Genomic DNA, 19,823 nt, shown 5'->3' with positions numbered 1-19,823 from the left:
ATCAGCTTGGTGAGCTGCTCGAAGCTCCGACTTGGACAGCCGGGACGGCAAGTTGATGACGTTGTTCGTCTGCTCGAAGATTTTCGGACCGTATGCGCACCCGGAGGACCCTCGGCTGGGCCCTGCGCGTCGCATCGCCGAGGAGACCATCCATGAGCCTCAGACAGGCTGAGTGTGCGCTAATGGGAGTGTCACCGCCGACGAGGTTGCTCCGACCGGTGACACGTACCCCTCCTGGTTCAGCCCTGTAGCTTCTGACCGTACGGGCCGCCGCGTTCTGACGTAGCGGGATATCGCTCCGGCCGCCGTACAACCGCGCCTCCGGTCAGCCCAGTTCCCCCCGTTCGATACAGAACTCGTTGCCCTCCGGGTCCGCCATCACGACCCAGCCTCTGCCGTTGGGGAGGGTGCGGTCCGTCAGGATGCGGGCGCCCAGGGAGACCGCGCGTTCGACCTCCTCGGCGCGCGTGCGGCCCGTGGGACCCATGTCGAAGTGGATGCGGTTCTTCGTCGCTTTGGCCTCCTCGACTCTTACGAAGAGGAGGCCGGGCGCGCCGTCCGGGAGTTCCACCAGGACCTCGTCATCCCCCGGCTTGTCGATGTCGGAGATGGGGTGCCCCAGGAACTCGGCCCAGAAGTGGGCCAGTTCGTAGGGCTCGTTCGTGCAGTCGAAGGTGATGTGGCGGATCATGGGGTTGGGGCTGGGGTGCAACGGTCGTCTCCCTCACGTTGTCCGGCGCGCCGGTGGCGCTTCGCAGGATGAGTGGAGAGACCGGGGCCTGTCGAACTATTTGTCGTCCTCGGGCAGTCAGTCGGAGGACTCCAGCCGCAGCGTGCGCAGCTCTGGAGCCTCCGGTCCCGCGGCGCCCCGCACCAGCAGCGTCAGCCCGGACCAGCCCGGCGGGATCCAGAGGACGTCGGCGTCCCCGCCGGAGAAGTCCGGCCGGTCGCCGGCCCAGACCCGGCCCACGCACTCCCCGCCGGCCCATCCGGTGACCCGGATCTGTGTGCCGTCCGGCCGCAGGAGGAGGCCGTCGTGGGTTGTCGGCAGGTCGACGTCGAGCCATGCTTCCTCCCCCGGTGCGAGGGCCAGCGGCAGCAGGACCTCCTGGCCGGGTGCGGCTTCGGTGGCGAAGCCGGTCAGCAGGTCGTCGTCCTGCGCGGAGCACGTCCAGTCCGTCACCGGGTCCAGGGCGAGCAGTTCGGCACGGAGGCCGCCGCCGCTGGGGTGGTGCGGCAGCGTGACGGAGATCCGGTGGGTGCCGGCGGGCAGCGGGACCCACGGATCCTCGGCGTGGACGGTGTGGACGGTGTGCGGCTCGTGGGCGGTGTCGACGGTGTGCGGCTCGTGGGCGGTGTCAACGGTGTGCGGCTCGTGGGTGGTCGTGACGGTGTGCGGCTCGCCGTCGGTCACGGTGACCCGTACCGGCTCCACGACCCCCTTGAGGTGCAGGGCCGCGGCGGTGGCCGACCGGATCACGCGGGTGTAGGTGACGGGGAGTCCGACGCGGGTGCTGCTCCAGCCGCCGAGCTCGCGCAGGGGTGCCGGCCTGCCCGCCCAGTGGCCGTGGACCGACCACAGCGCCGACACGTCCGCCCTCTCCCGGACCGTCCAGAGTGTGCCGAGGCCGCGCAGTGCGCCGAGGCGGAGGGCCGGCAGGCGCGCGTCGTCGAAGTTCGCGTGGCCCCAGATCTCCACGACGGCCTCGACGTCGGCGGAGCCGGTCGCCTCCCGGACGTCGATCCGCCGGGTGGCCCCGAACCCGGCGATCGTCGGCCGCACCCGGCCGGCGACCGACAGGTCGACGATGTCCGCCGCCCCGACGAGCAGCAGTTCGTCGACGGCCGTGAGATCTGTCGTGGTCCGGTAGGTCCCGCGCCCCCGGTACACGCCGAGCGACTCCAGCGTCGGCGGCAGCTCGTGCCGGCCCGCCGCCCGCTCGGGAGCGGTGTCCGCTCGGCGCCGCGCGCGCCGTACCGCGACGGGTTCCGACGCTGCGGGCCGCGCGGGTGCCGGTGTGTCGAGACGCACGGTGCCGTCCCGGTCCGTGGAGCGCAGGCGTACGGCGTCTGCCGGGGCGAGTGCGACGAGGGTCAGCCCTGCGGCCGTTTCCCGCCGGGGCGCTCCGGCCGCCGGTGCCGGTATCTCGACCCGGGTGTCCCCGACGACGACGGTGACCGGCACCTCGGAGGAGAACACCAGCCCGCCCTCACCCGCAGCCACCAGGTCCGCGGACGACAGAGTGAGCGTCCCGTCGTGGCCCCACGGGCTCAAGGGCACGTCCACCAACATCAGCGGGCACGAGTCCGCCGCCACGGCGACCGGCACTCCGTTCACGACCGCCGTTCCCGACCCTGCTCCGGTTCCCGACCCTGTTCCCGACCCCGACCCCGTCCGAGGCCCGAGATGCGGTACGGCCAGGAGCCGGCCGCCTCCGTCGAGTCGCAGGGCCGACGGTGACGAGCTGGTCGGGAAGTCGGTGGTGACCGGCGTGTGCGGGGTGGTCGGGGTGGCGAGCGCCAGGCGTTGTCCCAGGGTGTCGATGACGCGGGCGAGGATCTGGGCCTCGGCGTATTCGGGGCGTTCGGTGCCGGTGGAGGAGACGTAGCCGCCGAAGTCGTAGCCGTGGCTCATGAGGTTGCCCGGCCTGCCCCAGTTCCCCGCGGACGGGGTGTATCCGAAGTTCCAGCCGGAGGACTGGAGGTAGGGGGCGATCAGCGAGGCGCCGCTGGCCAGGAGCCGGCGCAGGGTGCGGTGGCGGCGGTTGGTCTCGGTGATCAGCAGGGGCAGGTCGCGCTCCGCCAGCAGCTCGGCGTAGCGGCGTACTTCGGGTTCGATGTGCGGGGAGTCGTCGTCCGGGTAGAAGTTGCACGCCGGTACGACACCGGGGACGTCGCCGGTGGCGCCGTCGAGGTCGCCCTGTCCGGAGCAGGCGATCAGCGGCACGGTGATGCCGTGCCGGACGGCCTGGTCGCGCAGGGCGGTGAGGTAGCCGGTCCGGTCGTCGCAGTCGAAGAAGTCCAGCTCGTTCTCCAACTGCACCATGATCACAGGGCCGTTGGCCGGGTACTGGCGCTCGGCGAGGAGCGGCAGCGCCTGGTCGAACCAGGCGGTGACCCGGTCGAGGAAGCGTGGCTCGTGCTGACGGACCCGCAGCTGTGGGTCCAGGCCCAGCCAGGCCGGCAGTGCGCCGCCGTCCCACTCGGAGCAGATGTAGGGGCCGGGCCGCGCGATGACGTACAGCCCCTCCTCGTGCGCGAGGTCGAGGAAGGCGGCGACGTCCCGCCGGCCCTCGAAGGACCAGCGGCCGGGGGCCGTCTCGTGGAAGTTCCACGGCAGGTAGACGTCCACGCAGGTGTAGCCGGAGGCCCGGACCTGGGCGAGCCGGGCGCGCCACTGTTCCCGGGGCAGACGGAAGTAGAACAGGGACGCGCACAGCACGAGTTGCGGACCGCCCTCGAAACGGATGCCGCGGGCGTCGAGCGCGATGCCCTGGTCGATGATGGTGGGGTGGTTCACTTGACTCCCGCGCTTCCGCCGCTGATGTCCATTTCGTACAGGTACTTCTGGCCGAGGTAGTAGACGAGGATCATCGGCAGGGCGAGCAGGATCGAGCCGACCATCACCAGGTTCCAGGGCGGTGCCTGGCCCGCCTGCGAGGTGGCGGTGATGTACTGCACGCCGAGGGCGAGCGGCATCTTCGACTCGTCGTTGAGGTAGATCAGGGGGCCCATGAAGTCGCCCCAGGTGTGGGTCAGCGTGAAGATGCCGATGGCGATCAGGACGGGCCTGAGCATGGGGAACATGATCCGCCGGTAGATGCCGAAGAAGCCCAGGCCGTCCATCATGGCCGCCTCGTCGAGCTCGCTGGGCAGCCGGGAGACGAACTGCCGTACCAGGAAGACGTTGAAGGCGTTGGAGAAGAAGTTCGGCACGATCAGCGGCAGGAAGGTGTTCACCCAGCCCAGGTCCCGGAACAGGATGAACTGGGGGATCATCGTGATTTGCGTCGGGATCATCATGGTGGCGATGACGATGAGGAACATCGTGTTCTTGCCCGGCGCCCGCAGCCGGGCGAAGGCGTAGCCGACCAGGCCGCTGGAGAGGACCTGTCCCGCCACCGAGAACAGCGAGATGAGCACCGAGTTGAGCAGGAAGGTGCCCACCGGCAGTTCGGTGCTGAACACCCGGGAGAAATTGTCCCAGTTGAACTCGCGCGGGATGATCGTGAACGCGCCGTTGTTCACGGTGGCGTCACTGGACAGGGCGATCGAACCGACGAAGACCAGCGGGGTGGTCAGGACCGCCGCGACGATCATCAGGGTGCCGTAGGTGAAGGGGGTCGCGTGGAACGCCCGTACGGCGGGGGCCTGCCCCTCAGCGGGCCGGTCCTCGTGCCCGCGCTTGCGCACCGGGGTCGCCAGGGTCGCCATCACTTCACCTCGGTCTCGTAGAACACCCAGCGCCGGGTGGTGCGGAAGGCGATCACCGTGAACACCAGGATCACCAGGAACAGCAGCCAGGAGATCGCCGAGGCGTAGCCCATGCGGTAGTAGCTGAACGCCTGGTCGAACAGGAGCGGCACCATGGTCTGGGCCGCGTCGTAGCCCGCGGGGTTCTTGCCCTTCGGGATGAGGATGTAGAGCTGCGAGAAGATCTGGAACGCGTTGATCAGGCCCATGATCAGGTTGAAGAAGATGATGGGCGTCAGATGCGGCAGCGTGATGCTCCAGAATTGCCGCGTCGCGCTCGCGCCGTCGACCTCGGCCGCCTCGTACAGCTCACGCGGGATGCCCTTCATCGCGGCGAGCAGCAGCACGGTCGCGGCACCCGCGCCCCACGCCGACATCAGGATCAGGGCGGGCTTGACCCAGGGGCCGTCGAGCAGCCAGTTGGGGCCCGACAGTCCGAACAGGCCGAGGAAGTCGTTGATCGGGCCGTTCGGCGCGAGCACCATCCGGAAGATCATCGCCGTGGCGACCAGCGGGATCAGCGTCGGCAGATAGATCAGGGTGCGGAACAACTTGCGGGCCCTGACCTGCTTGTTGAGCAGGTTCGCCAGCCACAGCCCGAGCACCAGGCCCAGCGGGACCGAGATCGCCGCGTAGTAGAAGGTGTTCCACAGGGCCTTCCAGAACACCGGGTCGTCCGTGAGGAGCTTGACGTAGTTGTCGAAGCCGACCCACTTCGGTGGGTTGAAGGAGTCCCAGTCCGTCAGGGAGTAGTAGACCGACGCGATCATCGGCCCGAGCAGGAAGACCAGGAAGCCGATCATCCATGGCGAGATGAACAGGTAGAAGGAGAGCGCCTCACGGCGCCGACGCCGGGAGAGCCTCTGTTTCCCCGGTGGCGCGGGCTTCCGCGCGACCGCCGAGGGCGTCTCGGGGGTGGGGGTCGTCGTGGTCGCCATCGCCGGTCATCCCGCGGACTTGATGAGGGACTCGAGGTCCTTCTGCACGGTGGTCAGCGCCTTCTTGGCGCTGCGCTCCTTGCCGAGCCAGAAGTCGGCGAGGCCGTTGGAGATCACGTCCTGCATCTCGTTCCACTCGGGGATGAACGGCGCCCGGAAGACGAACTCGCTCGACTCGGCGAAGACGCCCATGTCGACGTCCGTCTTCATCCACGCCGGCTTGAGGAACGCCTGGCTCTTCTGCACCTCCAGGTTGGCCGGCACGTCCTGGCCGGAGGCGATGATCTCCGTCTGCGCCTCGGGGGAGGTGAGGAAGTCGATGGCCTTGAAGGCGTTGTCGCGCTGCTTGGAGGTGCGGGAGATCGCAAGTCCGCTGCCGAACGCCGACACGGCCTGCTTCTTGCCGCGCCACATCGGGGCGATGTCCCAGCCGAACGTCACCTTCGTCAGGCCCGACATGACCCAGAAGCCGTTGGCGTGGGTGGCGACCTTCTGGTTGGGGAACGCCTGGTCGCCGCCGATGTCGGGGCCCATGTCGGCGTAGTCCGCCTTGCTCGGCGCCACCTTGTGCTTGAAGACCAGGTCGCCCGCCCACTGGAGTGCCTCGACGACCTCGTCGCTGTCGACCGCGGGCCGGCCCTGGGCGTCGATGATGGTGCCGCCGTTCTGGTAGGCGAGACTCCACCACTGCGGAAACCATTCGGCACCGCTGTATCCCCAGACCTTGCCGGGGACCGTCAGCTCCTTGAACGCGTCGAGGGTGTCGTCCCAGGTCCAGTCCGCGGTGGGGGCCTTGACGCCCTTCTTGTCGAACATGTCCTTGTTGTAGAACACGGTGACCGCGCCGGAGCGGTCCGGGATCGCGTAGAGCTTGTCCTGATACGTGTAGAGCGAGCCGACCGGACCGAAGCGCTGCTCGGGGTCGAGGTTCGCCTTCTTGGCGAGGTCGTCGAGGGGCAGCAACTGGTTCTTGCTGGAGTACGTGTTGACGCTCTCGGCGACCTGCATGATGTCCGGCCCGGTGCCGCCGGCGATCATCGTCTGCACCTTCTGCGGGTAGGCGTCGCCCGGGATCAGCTGCAGCTTGACCTTCAGGTCCGGGTGCTTCTTGACCAGCAGGTCGATGCGGGCCTGATACGTCTTGCGGTCGGGGTCGCCGCCCCAGACCGTCATCAGCAGCGGAGCGTCACTCGAGCCGCTGCCGGACCCGCACGCCGTCAGTGTGACGACTCCTGCTGCGACTCCCAGCCCCAGAAAACCCCGACGAGAAAACCGCGCGCTGTCAAGCGTCATGGCACTGCCCTTCTTTGAGACATGCACACGCCTTGAGGTCGCCCGGATGATCAGACCGGACTTCGAATGGCGGTTAAAATAACCGTCGTTTTAAGCCAGCGACAAGACCTTGTTTCGTGTGGGTTCAGTTGTTACCCGGGACTCAAGGCAGTACAAATGCGGGCATCGGCACAGTTGTTGCAGGTGGACCGGCGCGGGCTGCCGTGGGCCGATTCCGCCCGCGTGGAGCCGACTCCACCCGTAGGTGACGTGCTGCTGCGAGGCCGGCCCGGTGGCCGTTTTCAGCCGGGCAGGAAGGAGGCGATCACCTCGTGGAGGCGATCCGGCTGGTCCAGGTGGACGTCGTGGGCGGCGTCGGGGATGCGGGTGAGGTGCGTGGTGGCCGGGCGGAGGCGGAGCATCTCGGACGGTTCACCGGGGCGCATCGTGCCGTGTTCGCCCTGGATGAGGAGCGTCGGGCAGGCGATGCGTGACCACTCCTCCCAGTAGGCGGTGGTGGACAGTTCGGTGACCGACTCGATGATCGTGGTGCGGTCCCATGTCGGGTACCAGCCGTCTTCCCGCCTGGCCAGGGTCCTCGTCCATGCCTCGTGGCCCAGGAAGGCCTCCGCCTCCTTCAGGGACGTGAACGGGGTCGGCCAGCTGTCCAGCCAGGTCGCGATCTGTGCGGGGAGGTCCGGGGTCGGGCCTGCCGGTCCCGCTTCGATCAGGATCAGGGATGTCACCAGGTGGGGGTGGGACGCGGCCAGCAGCATCGCCGTGTGGCCGCCCAGGGACTGGCCGAGCAAGGTCACGGGAGCCAGGTCCAGTTCCGCGACGAGGGCTACGGCGTCCTGGACGTGGGCCGCGCGGGTCGTGGTCGCCGGTGTGCGGGTGCTGGCGCCGTGGCCTCGGGCGTCGTACGTCACCACGCGGTGGCCGTCCGCCGTCAGCTGCGCCGCGAGGGTGTCCCACTCGCCCTGGTGGCCCGCCAGACCGTGCAGGAGGAGGAACGTGATCTCGGGGTCGCCGGAGGGGCGGTGATCGGCGTGGGCGAGGCGCGTGCCGTCGGGGGTGGTGAGGATTCCGGACGTCGTGTGAGTCAAGGAGCCCTCCGTCGTCGTCGGCCCGGCCGTCCGCGCGATTGCCACCCCGGTCCGTCCAGGGGTGGCCTTCATGCGCGGTTCTGGAGCCTACGACGCCGGGGTCAGGTCCGCCCGGCCGAACAGGAGGGCGTAGCCCGCGGGGAGCTGGGCCAGGATGCGGGTGACCAGGTCGTCGCCGATCAGGGGCGGCAGCGTACTGAGGACCGAGCCGGTGTCCCAGCGGGCCGTGGCGGGCGTGGCTCCTGGGGTGCGTGATGCGACCTCGTCGACGAAGCGCGCGGCCGTGAGCCGGTGCGTGGCCGGGATCTGGGCGGCGATCAGCCGGGCGGCCTCGCCGGGCAGGGCGCGGGCGAGGTCGACCCGTTCGTCGCCGGTGACCTGGGTGCCGAGGGCGGCCAGGACGGTGCGGGTGACCTGTTCCGCCTTCGTCCGGGTGGGGTACAGGCCCGTTTCGCGGACCGCTTCGATCAGCTGGGGCCAGCCGTTGTCGTCGTCGGTGCGGGGGGCACGGCTGGTCGTCACACGGGGCACCGTCGTCGTGCTCATGTGCGGGGTTTTCCTCCGGGTGCGTGAGGGGGCGGGTGGGTGCGGGCCGTGGGGGGGCGCCCCGGGGGGGGGGCGGGGGGCCCGGGGGGGGGGGGGGGGGGGGGGGGGGGGGGGGGGGGGGGGGGGGGGGGGGGGGGGGGGCCGGGGGGGGGGGGGGGGGGGGGGGGGGGGGGGCCCGGGGGCGCGCGGGGGGGGTCGGGGGGGGGCGGCGCGACGTGCCGGTGGGCGGTGCGGTGGGGTCAGCCGCTGAGCTGCTTGGGCGTGTCGCCGCCCGAGATCTGGATACGGCGGGGCTTGGCCTGTTCGGCCACCGGGATGCGCAGGGTCAGGACGCCGGCCTCGTAGGAGGCGTCGATGCGCTCCGTGTCGAGGGTGTCGCCGAGGAACAGCTGGCGCGTGAAGGTGCCGGTGGGGCGCTCGCCGACGAGCGGTTCCGCGCCCTCGGGGGCGGGGGACCTGCGCTCGGCTCGCACGTTGAGGACGTTGCGCTCGACGTCCAGTTCGATCGTCTCGGGGTCGATGCCGGGGAGGTCGAAGTGGACGAGGAAGTCGTCCCCGGAGCGGTAGGCGTCCATCGCCATCGCCGACGGGCGGGCGGTGGCGTTGCCGAAGACCTGCTGGGTGAGTCGGTCGAGTTCACGGAAGGGGTCCGTGCGCATGAGCATCACTGGTCACTCCTCTCTTCAGGTGCAGTGGGTGCGATGCCCTTACGGTCTGCGTCTTCTTATATAGCTCGGAGGAGGAAACTTGACAAGCCTGGGCTCAGGTTCGGGTTTCCGGAGTCTGCGGGCTAGCCTCAAGATCACGAGCAGGGTGTAGGACGCGGGAGGCAGGTATGGCGAAGGTTCCGAGTGCGGTGGTCGCCGCGAGCGGGCTTGTGGGCGGGTACGGCGTGGCCCGCTGGACCAGGCAGCGGCCGCTCGGCGGGGTCGTGCTGGCCGCGGCCGGGGTGGCGGCGGCGCGGCAGTGGCGGCAGCAGGCCGGTGGGGTGGCCGCGGGGGCGTTGTCGGCCGCGTATGTCGCCGCCTTCGCCGGGTCTCATCCGCTGGCGAAGAAGGTGGGCGCCTGGCCCGCCGTGTTCGGGGTGGCGGGAGCCGTGGGGCTGGCGTCGTGGGCGGTCGCGGACCGGCGGCGCCCCAGCGAGTAGCCGACAGCAAAGAACCCGGCCCTGAATCCCAGGGCCGGGTTCTTGTCGGAGCGCCGGGCAGGCCTTGCACCTGCATTTCCCCACAGGAAGTGGGGCGTCTTTCCTTGGACCACCAACGCACTGTCCGCTCACCGGAGTTCCGGCGACTGGACGCAGATCAACTATAACGCAGTTTCTGTTATGCCCGCACCGCCGGGCCGTCTCCTCACCGTCCCCCGCAGGTAAGCGACTTATGACGCCGAGGTACGACGACATGACACGACAGATCAGCCGCCGGAGCATGTTGAAGGCAGCGGGCATCGGTATCGGCATCGGTGCGACTGCGACTGCGTTCGCCCCGTCGGCCGGTGCCGCCGGCGCCCCTCTCGTTCACCCCGGGCTGCTGCACACCGGCGCCGACCTGGACCGTATGGCGGCCAAGGTGAAGGCGGGCGCCAGACCGTACACCGCCGGGTTCGCCAAGCTCACCGCCAACCGGCATGCGCAGAGCGGGTGGCGGCCGAATCCGCAGGCCGTCGTGTACCGGGGGTCGGGTACGCCCGAGAACTACCGGGTCCTCTACAACGACATCCACGCCGCGTACCAGAACGCCCTGCGGTATCACGTCACCGGTGAGGAGGCGCACGCCGACACCGCCGTGGCGATCCTCAACGCCTGGTCGGGGAAGCTGACCGCACTGGAGGGCAGTGCCGACCGGTTCCTGGCGGCGGGGTTGTACGGCTACCAGTTCGCGAACGCCGCCGAACTGGTGCGGGAGCACGGGGACTTCGACCTGGGGCGGGCGCAGGAGCTGATGCGCACCGTCTTCCATCCGCTGAGCGACGACTTCCTGACCAGGCACAACGGCGCCGTCGTCACCAACTACTGGCCCAACTGGGACCTGACGGCCATCGCGTGTGTGCTCGCCACCGGGATCTTCTGCGAGGAACGGGCCGTGGTCGAGCGGGCGGTGGAGTACTTCAAGCACGGGGACGGCATGGGGTCGGTGAAGCACGCCATACCCGTCGTCCACGAGGACGGGCTCGGCGAGTGGGTCGAGGCCGGGCGCGATCAGGGGCATGCGCTGCTCGGGGTCGGGCTGATGGGCACGGTGTGCGAGATGGCGTGGAACCAGGGGATCGATCTGTACGGGTACGACGACAGCCGGTTCCTCAAGGGCGCGCAGTACGTGGCCAAGTGGAGCCTGGGCGGGGATGTGCCGTACACGGCCAACACGCGGAAGAAGGGGGCGATCGGAGGGTGGTCGGGGAGCGAGACCGCGTCCGGTGTCGCGGGCGCGGATCCGTTGATGACCCGGCCCATCTGGGCGATGATCGCCAACCACTACACCAAGCGGCGGGGGCTGCCGGCGTCGTACCTCACGCGGGCGGCAGCCAAGGCCGCGCCCGAGGGCGGGGGCGGGGACTACGGGCCCAACAGTGGGGGGTTCGACCAGTTGGGGTTCGGGACGCTGGCGTTCACCCGGGACCGGGTGGAGGGGGCCGCCGGTGGCTCCACACCGAGTCCGAGTCCGGGTCCGTCGGGTGGGTCGCGGGATGCCGGAGGTGTCCGGCCGCAGGCTTCGGCATCTCCGGTCGCCGTGGGTGATCTCGCCGCGACCGGGTCCGGGGATGTGGCGGGCTGGGCCGCTGCGGCGGGGATCGGCGCTGTGGCCGGCGGGTTGTTGTTGCTGCGCCGGCGTGACCAGGGGCGGCGGGAGGGGGGCGCGTAACGCCTGACCCGCGGCCTCTCCCCCGTCGGCGGACGGCGACAGCGGCGTGGGAGCGCGGGAACCACCCCGCGCTCCCCCGTTCCTCAGCCGGACGCCGCATGTGGTCGCCGGCCCCTGATCCGTCGCCCGGTCGGCTCCCGGCTCGCACGTACCTCATCCGGACGCCACGCCCGGTCGCCGGCCCCTAGTCGTGTCGGCGAGGTCCCGCCCGCCCTCCGGGCTGACGACGGGACGTTGCGGACGCAGCCTAGGCCGTCGCCGGTCGGCTCCCGTCCGTCCCCGAGCCTGACTTGGCGTCGTCGTCCTCGGACACGCTGGTGCCCGCGCTGCCCGCCGCCGTGAGCGGCTTGGCGATGTCCTCCAGGGAGCGTCGTTCCGCCTTCACCGCGAGGAGGGCCGCGACCAGGCCCGCCAGGCACATCAGCGTCGCGCCGATCGAGAAGGCGAGGACCGTGTCGCCGACGACACCGGATTCCGTGAGCTTGGCGAAGAGGAGCGGGCCGCTGATGCCGCCCGCTGCCGTGCCGATGGCGTAGAAGAACGCGATCGACATGGCGCGGGTCTCCATGGGGAAGACCTCGGAGACCGTGAGGTAGGCGCTGGACGCGCCGGCCGAGGCGAAGAACAGGACCGCGCACCAGCACGCCGTCATCGTGGCCGCGCTCAGGGAGCCCTGGTCGAAGAGCCAGGCCGTGCCGAAGAGGAGCAGGCCGGACAGGATGTACGTGCCGGAGATCATGATGCGGCGGCCGACCGTGTCGAAGAGCTTGCCGAGGAGCAGCGGGCCGAAGAAGTTGCCGAGTGCGATGACCGCGAAGTAGTAGCCGGTGCTGCCGCTCGGGACGTCGAAGAACGTCGTCAGGATCGCGCCGAAGCCGAAGGTGATCGCGTTGTAGAGGAAGGCCTGGCCGATGAAGAGGGAGAAGCCCAGGATGGCGCGGCGGCGGTAGTCGGAGAAGACCGTGCGGCCGATCTCGATGAAGGAGACGCTGCGGCGCTGGTGGATGGTGATCTCGCCCTCGGGGCGCGGCAGCGGCTCGCCCCTCTCCTCCTCGATCTTGCCTTCGATGGAGGAGACGACGCGTTCGGCTTCGTCGTCGCGGCCGTGGATCATCAGCCAGCGCGGGCTTTCGGGGACGTGCCGGCGGACGAGGAGGATGACCAGGGCGAGGACCGCGCCGAGGGCGAAGGTGAGACGCCAGCCGACGTTGGCCGCGAAGATGTCCGTGTCCAGCGCGACGATCGACAGCAGGGAGCCGAAGACGGCGCCCAGCCAGAAGCTGCCGTTGATCATCAGGTCGGTGCGGCCGCGGTACTCCTTGGGGATCAGCTCGTCGATCGCGGAGTTGATCGCCGCGTACTCGCCGCCGATGCCGAAGCCGGTGAGGAAGCGGAAGAGGAAGAACCACCAGGTGTCGAAGGAGATCGCGGTGAGGGCCGTGGCTCCCAGGTAGACCGCCAGGGTGATCATGAAGAGCTTTTTGCGACCCCACTTGTCGGTCAGGCGGCCCCAGAAGAGGGCGCCCAGGCAGGCGCCCGCCACGTAGAGGGCGGCCGCCATACCGGTGACCTCGCCGGAGGTGATGGGCAGACCGCTGCCCGGTTCCGACAGGCGGCTGGCGATGTTGCCGACGACGGTGACTTCGAGTCCGTCGAGGATCCACACGGTGCCGAGACCGATGACGATCGTCCAGTGCCAGCGCGACCACGGGAGGCGGTCGAGGCGGGCGGGGATGTCGGTCGTCACGGTTCGGCCGGTCTCGGCCTGCGCGGTGGTCATGGGCTCCCTCCCCATCGAGAACCCGGGTCGAGTGCCCTGAGCGCCTTTTCTCACGCCCCGGATTTACGCCCCCAGCGCGCGGGAGACCGTGTAGATCAGCAGGCCGGCCAGGGAGCCGACGACCGTGCCGTTGATGCGGATGAACTGCAGGTCGCGGCCGATGTTGGCCTCGATCTTCTTCGTGGTGTGCTCGGCGTCCCAGCTCGCCACCGTGTCCGTGATCAGGGAGGTGATCTCCTTGCGGTAGGTGGTGACGACGTAGACGGCCGCGTCCTCCACCCACTTGTCGACCTTGTTCTGCACCTTGCGCTCGGCCGCCATGCGCGAGCCCAGCGACAGCAGCGACGCCCGCACACGCAGCCGCAGTTCGCTGCGCTCGTCCTCCGCGGCAGCGACGATCATGGACCGTACGGCCGTCCAGGCGCTGGCGATGAGGTCCTGGACCTCGCCGCGGCCCAGCACCTCGCCCTTGAGCCGCTCGATGCGGGCCCGGGTGTCGGTGTCGGACTGGAGGTCGGAGGCGAAGTCGGTGAGGAAGCGGTCGAGGGCGCCGCGGGCGGGGTGGCCGGGCATGTCGCGCATCTCGGTGGTGAAACGCAGCAGCTCCCGGTAGACCCGCTCGCCGACCTTGCGGTCGACGAACTTCGGCGTCCAGCCGGGGGCGCCGCCCTCCACGGCGTCCATCACCTCTTCGCGGTGCAGCACCAGCCAGTCGTGCGCGCGGTTGACGACGAGGTCGACGACCCGTTTGTGACCGCCGTCGGCGACGACCTTCTCCAGCATCTTGCCGATGCCGGGCCCGATCTCCTGGGCGTTCGCGCGGCGGGTGATGGCCTCTCCGACCACGGCCTGGACGTCGGAGTCGCGCAGGACCGTCAGGGCGCCGCGCAGGGCGGTGGACAGCTCGGCGGTGACCCGGTCGGCGTGTTCGGGGACCGCGAGCCAGGCGCCGAGGCGGCTGCCGATGCCGACGGCGCGCAGCCGCTGGCGTACGACGTCCTCGGAGAGGAAGTTCTCGCCGACGAACTCGCCCAGGGAGACGCCGAGCTGGTCCTTCTTGGTGGGGATGATCGCGGTGTGCGGGATGGGGATGCCGAGGGGGTGCCGGAAGAGGGCGGTGACGGCGAACCAGTCGGCGAGCGCCCCGACCATGCCCGCCTCGGCGGCCGCGGCGACATAGCCCGCCCAGGGGCCGGCGCCGGAGTTCTGCGCCCACTTGGCGAGGACGTAGACCAGGGCCACGAACACCAGAAGACCGGTGGCGGTGAGCTTCATCTGCCGCACGCCGCGCTGTTTCTCCTGGTCCGCCGGACTGAAGGTCGTCATCGCACGGTTCACCGCGCCGCCGGGCCGGGCATGCTGACCTCCGGCACCGGCGCCCTTTTCTGCTGCTTTCGTCCGTTCCATCCGCTCCACCCGCTTGGTGATCCCGCACACATTGTCCCTTCCTGACCGACTCCTGGAACGGATCAGGAGTTCCCGGCGTCTGTCGGGAGGGGGTATTGCCACAGGGTCGTGTGAACTCCCCCCGGCCCATGCCGCATCATGGGCACATCAGATCGGAGCCTTGGGCTCCCATCGCCCGAGGAGAACTGAACAGCATGACCCGAGGACGTGGCTACGCCCTCCTGGCCCTGGTCGTCGCAGCGATCGTGGGCCTTTCCACCGCCATATACGTCGGCGTGGCGTCCGACGACGGCCTGCGCAACCGGAACGCCCTCGGCGACGGCCGCGCCCCCAACTCCGCCGCCCCCGCCTCCACCGGCACCTGGGTCGGCACCTGGTCCACCTCTCCGTCCGCCGCCGAACCCGGCACCGAGACGACCGGCATGGCGGACCGTTCGGTACGCAACGTCGTCCACACCAGCGTCGGCGGTACGGGTGCCCGCGTGACGCTGTCCAATCTCTACGGCCAGTCGCCGCTGAACATCACGCGGGCGACGATCGCCGTGTCCGCGGGCAGCGGTACGGCGGCGGCACTCGCGGACACCATGCGGCAGCTGACCTTCGGCGGCGGACCCACTGTCGTCATCCCGCCCGGCCGGCAGGTCATGAGCGACGCCGTACGGGTCGTCGTCCCGCACGACGCCGACGTCCTGATCACCACCTACACGCCGACCAGCTCCGGCCCGGTGACCTACCACCGGCACGCCCGGCAGGTCTCCTACATCGCCCAGGGCGACCACACGCAGGACGCGACCGGCACCCCCTACACCGAGCGGACCGGCTCCTGGCGGTACCTGACCGCGCTGGACGTGCTGAGCAACGAGTCCGACGGCACGATCGTCGCCCTCGGCGACTCGCTGACCGACGGCATCACCTCCACGCCGAACACCAACAGCCGCTGGACCGACGTACTCGCCGACCGGCTGCGCGCGGAGATCGCGGCCGGCCGGGACCTGCCCCGCTACAGCGTCGTCAACCAGGGCATCAGCGGCAACCAGGTCCTCGCCGACGGGCTGGGCCGCCCCGCGGACAACCCCAGCGGGCTGAACCGCTTCGGGCGGGACGTCATGGAGCGGACGAACGTCAAGGTCGTCGTCATCGACCTCGGCGTCAACGACATCCTGCGCAACCCACGGCTCGCCGACCCGAACGCGATCCTGAACGGCCTGCGCACGATGGTGGGGCAGGCCCACGCCCGCGGGGTGAAGGTCGTCGGCGCGACCCTGATGCCGTTCTACGGGCACCGCGGATACACGGAGGCCCGGGAGGCGGTACGCCAGACGATCAACGCGGAGATCCGCGCCGGGCGGGTGTTCGACGCCGTGGCCGACTTCGACCAGGCGCTGCGCGATCCGTACGACCCGCGGCGGCTGCGCGCCGACTACGACTCGGGGGACCATCTGCACCCCAGCGACAAGGGATACGCGCGGATGGCGGAGTCCTTCGATCTGGAGACGCTGAAGGGATCGGCGCCGGCGGAGCTGTAACCCGCCCCGCCCGATCCCGTCCGGCCCCGTCCAGCGCCTGTCGCCTGTCCGCGGGCGGCGGGCGGCGGGCACACGGACGGAGCTGTGATCCGTCCCGCCCGATCCCGCCCGTCCGATCCCGCCCGTCCGATCCCGCCCCGTGCCCGTCGCCTGTCCGCAGGCAGCGTGCGGCGGGCACGGGGCTCGCGGCCCTCAGTACTCCCCGTCCAGCTCCCGCCGCCCCGCCCTGCGCTCCAGCTTCTCCTGGCGGCGCTCCTCGCGGATCCGCAGCTTCTCCGCCCGGGTCAGCTTCCGTTGGACACCCACGCCGCCCCACAGAGCGAAGCCCGTGACGACGACCCGCGGGGCGCCCGGCTCACCCGGCACACCCTCCTCACGGTGGTCGAAGCCGCCCATGACGCCGATGCCCCGCACGACGACCTCGACCCCGGGCGGCACGATCACATCCACCCCGCCCATGATCGCGATCGCGTTGACCTCGACCTCGCGGTCCGCGAAGTTCGCCTCGCGCAGGTCGATCTCCCCGCCGCCCCAGAAGGCGAGGCAGGTGAACCGCCGGGGCATCGTCCAGTGCCCCTTGCGCTGGAAGCCCGACATCACGGCCACCGCCCACGAGGAAGACCCCTCGCCGCCGACGATCCGCCCGGACCAGTCGGAGCCGGCCGCCGGTTCCTTCGTCAGGGACACCGCCGGGACCGGCACGCCCGCGGCCGGCAGGTCCCGGGTGATCGGCGCCAGCTCCCCGTACGTCCGCGCCCTGTACGTCGCATCGAGCCGCTCCTCGAACTCCTCCATGTCGAGGCGGCCCTCCGCGAGGGCGTCCCGCAGGATGCCGGCGACCTGCTCACGGTCGGCGTCGGAGGCGCGGAGGTCCGGGACGGCGTCGTCGGTCATACACAGCAGCCTACGAGTTCACCCCGCCGGGGGCTACGAGATCGCCCGCTCCGCCTGATCCGCGTACATCTTCGCGATCACCGCCTCGATGTCCGGCTCCCGCACCGACAGGTCCACCAGCGGGTAGTCGGCCGCGATCCGCGCCACGAGCGGCGCCGCCGACTCCCCCGCCGGGAACGCCAGCCACTGCCGCGGACCGTCCACCCGCACGACCCGTGCCGGCGCCGGCGCCTCGATCGGCGGCAGTTCCCGCTCCAGGTCCACCACCAGGGTCCGCTCGCTCTCCCCCGCCTCGTGCAGCCCGGTGAGCGGGCCGTCGTACATCAGGCGCCCCCGGTCGATGACCATCACCCGCTTGCACAACTGCTCGATGTCCTGCAGATCGTGCGTGGTCAGCAGCACCGTCGTGCCGCGCTCGGCGTTCAGCTCCCGCAGGAACTCCCGCACCCTGGACTTCGACACCACGTCCAGCCCGATGGTCGGCTCGTCGAGGTACAGCACCTCCGGGTCGTGCAGCAGCGCCGCCACGATGTCGCCGCGCATCCGCTGCCCGAGGGAGAGCTGACGCACCGGCACGTCCAGCAGGTCACCGAGATCGAGGAGTTCGACCAGACGGTCGAGGTTCTCCCGGTAACGGACGTCCGGGATCCGGTACATGCGGTGCATCAGCCGGTAGGAGGCGAGCAGCGGCAGGTCCCACCACAACGTCGTGCGCTGCCCGAACACCACGCCGATGCGGTGCGCGAGCCGCGTCCGCTCCCGGGAAGGATCGATGCCGGCCACCCGGAGCCGGCCCGCGCTGGGCGTGAGAATGCCCGTCAGCATCTTGATCGTGGTGGACTTGCCGGCGCCGTTGGGCCCGATGTAGCCGACCATCTCGCCGCGCTCCACGCGGAAGGAGATCGAGTCGACGGCCCGCACCTGCCGCCGCTCCCGCTTCATGAAGCCGGTCTTCCTGCGCACCTCGAAGACCTTCTCCACACCGTCGAGTTCGATGAACCCGCCCTCCGAGGCGACGGGCCCGCCCTCCGAGGCAATGAACCCACCCTCCGCGGCGACGGACCCGCCCTCCGAGGCGATGGACCCGCTTTCCGATCCGGTCAACTCAGCTCCCTGTACTCCGGTACGAACGAAGCCCCGTCCGCCACGCCAACCCGGCCAGCACGCAACAGGCCACCGCCACCAGCGGCGAGGCGAACGGCGCCCACCCGGGCAGCCCGACCGGATACGGCCGCCCCAGCACATGGGCGGCCGACACCCAGTTGACGAAGGCCAACGGCAGCATGAAGGTCACGCCCCGCACCAGGTCCTTGCCGAACACCGTCGGCGGATACTGCAACAACGTCGTCCCGCCGTAGGTGAACGCGTTCTGCACCTCGGCGGCGTCCTGCGCGTAGATCTGGAAGGCCGCCCCCGCCACGAACACCGCCGAGAAGATCGCCGCACCGCTGACCACCATCACCGGCACCAGCAGCACCTTCGGCACGCTCCAGTCGACGTCCACCGACACCAGCGCCCAGCCCAGCACCACCACGCCCTGCGTGATCCGGCCCAGTCGGCGCAGCGCGAACCGGTCCGCCCCGACCTGGGCGAGCACCGGCGCCGGACGCACCAACAGCGTGTCGAACGAGCCGTCACGCATCCGGGCCCCCAGGACGTCCATCGAGCCGAGCGCCAGATCGGCGATCCCGAACGACGTCGCGGACAGCCCGTAGAGGAAGGCGACCTCCGGCAGCGACCAGCCTCCCAGCGAGTCCACGTGCGAGAACATCAGCAGGATCCCCACGAAGTCCAGGCAGGTCACCGTCAGGTTCCCGAGCACCGTGACGACGAAGGAGGTGCGGTAGGTCATGCTCGACCGGATCCACATCCCGGCGATCAGCCGATAGGCCCGCAGCCCCTCGGCCACGGCACCGCGCTCAGCCACCCTGCACCACCACCCTGCGCGTCGCAGCCGACTGCAGCAGCCGCCCCGCCGCCAGCAGCGCCACCGCCCACGCCGCCTGGAAGGCGAACGCCCCGAGCGGATCCGTCTCCCCCATCAGCACATCCGCCGGCATCTGGATCTGCGCCGCCCACGGCAGCACCCGCACCACCTCGCCGAGCACGCCCGGGAAGGCGTTGAGCGGCAGGACCATGCCGGAGAAGAAGACCCCCGTGACCATCAGAACCTGGTTCACGCCCATGCCGTCCATCAGCCAGAACACGCTCAGCGCCGCCAGAAAGCGGATCGCGAAGCTCACGACCGTCGCCAGCAGCAGCGTCACCGCGAAAGCCGCCCACCGGACGACGTCCGCCGGCAGCGCCATCGGGAAGAAGACCGCACCGAAGACGAACGGAACCACCCCCCGCCCCAGCATCTGGAACAACGCCCGCCCCACGTCCCCCGCCAGCCACCACAGCTGCAGATCGGCAGGCCGGTACAGGTCGACGGCGATCTCACCGGTACGGATGCGCTCCATCAGGTCCTTCTCCGCGCCGCCACCCTGGATCGCCAGCGTCGCGTAGAGGCACTGCCCCAGCCAGACATAGGTCACGGCCTGCGCCTGGTCGTACCCCCCGAGGTGCGGCTTCTCGTGCCACAGCGCCAGATACGTGTAGACGAGGATGACGCCGAAGACCGTGTTGGTGAACACCCCGGCCACCGTGGCCGCCCGATACGTCGCGTAGCGCCGGAAGCCCCCCGCCGCGACGGCCGCGTACAACCGTCCCGAGCCCACACCCACCGCCCTCCTCGCCGCCGGCACCGAAGCGCAGGAGCCTAGTGGTCCGGCGAACGGGAGTGCCACGCAATTTCGGGGAGCGACGGGAGCGCCACGAGGCGAGTACGCACCGGCCCAGACGGTACGATCCGTTGCGTCCGCGTGGGCCGAGACGCCCGTGGCCAGGGCGAGCGGCGTGGCGGCGGTGCCGGCCGGGCGGAGCGTGCGAGCCGCCGCGATCCACGGCCGTGTCCCCCTTCGGGCGAATGTCGCGCAGGCGAGATCACGATGCGGGCAGGCGTGCGGAACAGCACGATCAGC

17 protein-coding genes are annotated in these 19,823 nt (G+C 70.4%); 3 read left to right on the top strand and 14 right to left on the bottom strand.

Annotated elements, in window-relative coordinates; translation table 11 throughout:
- Positions 1 to 325: 325 nt before the first annotated feature.
- The 8 genes from ACFY9S_RS00725 to ACFY9S_RS00690 all read right to left on the bottom strand — a co-directional run bounded on the left by ACFY9S_RS00725 (position 326) and on the right by ACFY9S_RS00690 (position 9,000).
- Positions 326 to 691 carry a VOC family protein gene (locus tag ACFY9S_RS00725; RefSeq protein WP_391122876.1) on the bottom strand — a complete coding sequence of 122 codons (366 nt, stop codon included), beginning with the start codon at positions 689 to 691 and terminating at the stop codon, positions 326 to 328.
- A gap of 117 nt (positions 692 to 808) precedes the next feature.
- Complete coding sequence (locus tag ACFY9S_RS00720) at positions 809 to 3,520, bottom strand: beta-galactosidase (protein ID WP_391120924.1); 2,712 nt, start codon at positions 3,518 to 3,520, stop codon at positions 809 to 811.
- Positions 3,517 to 4,434, bottom strand: a complete 918-nt coding sequence (locus ACFY9S_RS00715; protein WP_391120921.1) for an ABC transporter permease subunit — start codon at positions 4,432 to 4,434, stop codon at positions 3,517 to 3,519. The genes ACFY9S_RS00720 and ACFY9S_RS00715 overlap by 4 nt, the downstream gene beginning before the upstream one ends.
- Complete coding sequence (locus ACFY9S_RS00710; RefSeq protein ID WP_391120918.1) at positions 4,434 to 5,411, bottom strand: ABC transporter permease subunit; 978 nt, start codon at positions 5,409 to 5,411, stop codon at positions 4,434 to 4,436. Before ACFY9S_RS00710 ends, ACFY9S_RS00715 begins: the two co-directional genes overlap by 1 nt.
- Positions 5,412 to 5,417: 6 nt before the next feature.
- Positions 5,418 to 6,584, bottom strand: coding sequence for an extracellular solute-binding protein (locus tag ACFY9S_RS00705; protein WP_391120915.1), 1,167 nt, complete (start codon positions 6,582 to 6,584; stop codon positions 5,418 to 5,420).
- 401 nt (positions 6,585 to 6,985) lie between these two features.
- A complete protein-coding gene (locus ACFY9S_RS00700) occupies positions 6,986 to 7,789 on the bottom strand; it encodes an alpha/beta fold hydrolase (protein ID WP_391120912.1) in 804 nt (267 codons plus the stop codon).
- A gap of 87 nt (positions 7,790 to 7,876) precedes the next feature.
- Positions 7,877 to 8,335, bottom strand: coding sequence for a DUF2267 domain-containing protein (locus ACFY9S_RS00695; protein WP_391120909.1), 459 nt, complete (start codon positions 8,333 to 8,335; stop codon positions 7,877 to 7,879).
- Between the two features lie 239 nt (positions 8,336 to 8,574).
- Complete coding sequence (locus ACFY9S_RS00690; RefSeq protein WP_391120906.1) at positions 8,575 to 9,000, bottom strand: Hsp20 family protein; 426 nt, start codon at positions 8,998 to 9,000, stop codon at positions 8,575 to 8,577.
- A gap of 170 nt (positions 9,001 to 9,170) precedes the next feature.
- On the opposite strand from ACFY9S_RS00690, the gene ACFY9S_RS00685 reads away from it, so the two are divergent.
- The gene (locus tag ACFY9S_RS00685) at positions 9,171 to 9,482 is read left to right on the top strand and encodes a hypothetical protein (protein ID WP_386494969.1); all 312 of its coding nucleotides are present in this window, start codon (positions 9,171 to 9,173) and stop codon (positions 9,480 to 9,482) included.
- A 253-nt stretch (positions 9,483 to 9,735) separates the two neighbouring features.
- The gene (locus ACFY9S_RS00680) at positions 9,736 to 11,193 is read left to right on the top strand and encodes an alginate lyase family protein (protein WP_391120903.1); all 1,458 of its coding nucleotides are present in this window, start codon (positions 9,736 to 9,738) and stop codon (positions 11,191 to 11,193) included.
- Positions 11,194 to 11,440: 247 nt separating this feature from the next.
- Here ACFY9S_RS00680 and ACFY9S_RS00675 read toward each other — a convergent pair whose 3' ends face one another.
- Together ACFY9S_RS00675 and ACFY9S_RS00670 are read right to left on the bottom strand one after the other, a co-directional pair.
- Positions 11,441 to 12,973, bottom strand: coding sequence for an MFS transporter (locus tag ACFY9S_RS00675; protein WP_391120900.1), 1,533 nt, complete (start codon positions 12,971 to 12,973; stop codon positions 11,441 to 11,443).
- 63 nt (positions 12,974 to 13,036) lie between these two features.
- A complete protein-coding gene (locus ACFY9S_RS00670; protein ID WP_391120897.1) occupies positions 13,037 to 14,380 on the bottom strand; it encodes a DUF445 family protein in 1,344 nt (447 codons plus the stop codon).
- 194 nt (positions 14,381 to 14,574) lie between these two features.
- On the opposite strand from ACFY9S_RS00670, the gene ACFY9S_RS00665 reads away from it, so the two are divergent.
- Positions 14,575 to 15,906, top strand: a complete 1,332-nt coding sequence (locus ACFY9S_RS00665) for a GDSL-type esterase/lipase family protein (protein WP_391120894.1) — start codon at positions 14,575 to 14,577, stop codon at positions 15,904 to 15,906.
- 192 nt (positions 15,907 to 16,098) lie between these two features.
- Here ACFY9S_RS00665 and ACFY9S_RS00660 read toward each other — a convergent pair whose 3' ends face one another.
- From ACFY9S_RS00660 to ACFY9S_RS00645, 4 genes are all read right to left on the bottom strand, one after another.
- Positions 16,099 to 16,800, bottom strand: a complete 702-nt coding sequence (locus ACFY9S_RS00660) for a DUF1707 domain-containing protein (protein ID WP_102912786.1) — start codon at positions 16,798 to 16,800, stop codon at positions 16,099 to 16,101.
- 33 nt (positions 16,801 to 16,833) lie between these two features.
- Positions 16,834 to 17,838, bottom strand: a complete 1,005-nt coding sequence (locus ACFY9S_RS00655) for an ATP-binding cassette domain-containing protein (protein WP_391122873.1) — start codon at positions 17,836 to 17,838, stop codon at positions 16,834 to 16,836.
- Between the two features lie 67 nt (positions 17,839 to 17,905).
- On the bottom strand, positions 17,906 to 18,727 hold the full coding sequence (locus ACFY9S_RS00650; protein ID WP_102912787.1) for an ABC transporter permease: 822 nt from the start codon (positions 18,725 to 18,727) through the stop codon (positions 17,906 to 17,908).
- A complete protein-coding gene (locus ACFY9S_RS00645; protein WP_391122870.1) occupies positions 18,720 to 19,520 on the bottom strand; it encodes an ABC-2 family transporter protein in 801 nt (266 codons plus the stop codon). Before ACFY9S_RS00645 ends, ACFY9S_RS00650 begins: the two co-directional genes overlap by 8 nt.
- Positions 19,521 to 19,823 lie beyond the last annotated feature (303 nt).

Source organism: Streptomyces sp. NPDC012474 (assembly GCF_042955185.1).
Taxonomy (GTDB): domain Bacteria; phylum Actinomycetota; class Actinomycetes; order Streptomycetales; family Streptomycetaceae; genus Streptomyces; species Streptomyces cahuitamycinicus.
This window is presented reverse-complemented; position numbering and strand designations above follow the sequence as displayed.

Excerpts from the sequence above, each read along its gene's own strand:
- ACFY9S_RS00705 (WP_391120915.1), bottom strand. The coding sequence starts at position 6,584 with ATGACGGTCTGGGGCGGCGACCCCGACCGCAAGACGTATCAGGCCCGC.
- ACFY9S_RS00665 (WP_391120894.1), top strand. The coding sequence starts at position 14,575 with ATGACCCGAGGACGTGGCTACGCCCTCCTGGCCCTGGTCGTCGCAGCG.
- ACFY9S_RS00675 (WP_391120900.1), bottom strand. The coding sequence starts at position 12,973 with ATGACCACCGCGCAGGCCGAGACCGGCCGAACCGTGACGACCGACATC.
- ACFY9S_RS00715 (WP_391120921.1), bottom strand. The coding sequence starts at position 4,434 with ATGGCGACCCTGGCGACCCCGGTGCGCAAGCGCGGGCACGAGGACCGG.
- ACFY9S_RS00695 (WP_391120909.1), bottom strand. The coding sequence starts at position 8,335 with ATGAGCACGACGACGGTGCCCCGTGTGACGACCAGCCGTGCCCCCCGC.
- ACFY9S_RS00690 (WP_391120906.1), bottom strand. The coding sequence starts at position 9,000 with ATGCTCATGCGCACGGACCCCTTCCGTGAACTCGACCGACTCACCCAG.
- ACFY9S_RS00660 (WP_102912786.1), bottom strand. The coding sequence starts at position 16,800 with ATGACCGACGACGCCGTCCCGGACCTCCGCGCCTCCGACGCCGACCGT.
- ACFY9S_RS00710 (WP_391120918.1), bottom strand. The coding sequence starts at position 5,411 with ATGGCGACCACGACGACCCCCACCCCCGAGACGCCCTCGGCGGTCGCG.
- ACFY9S_RS00685 (WP_386494969.1), top strand. The coding sequence starts at position 9,171 with ATGGCGAAGGTTCCGAGTGCGGTGGTCGCCGCGAGCGGGCTTGTGGGC.
- ACFY9S_RS00670 (WP_391120897.1), bottom strand. The coding sequence starts at position 14,380 with ATGGAACGGACGAAAGCAGCAGAAAAGGGCGCCGGTGCCGGAGGTCAG.
- ACFY9S_RS00725 (WP_391122876.1), bottom strand. The coding sequence starts at position 691 with ATGATCCGCCACATCACCTTCGACTGCACGAACGAGCCCTACGAACTG.
- ACFY9S_RS00680 (WP_391120903.1), top strand. The coding sequence starts at position 9,736 with ATGACACGACAGATCAGCCGCCGGAGCATGTTGAAGGCAGCGGGCATC.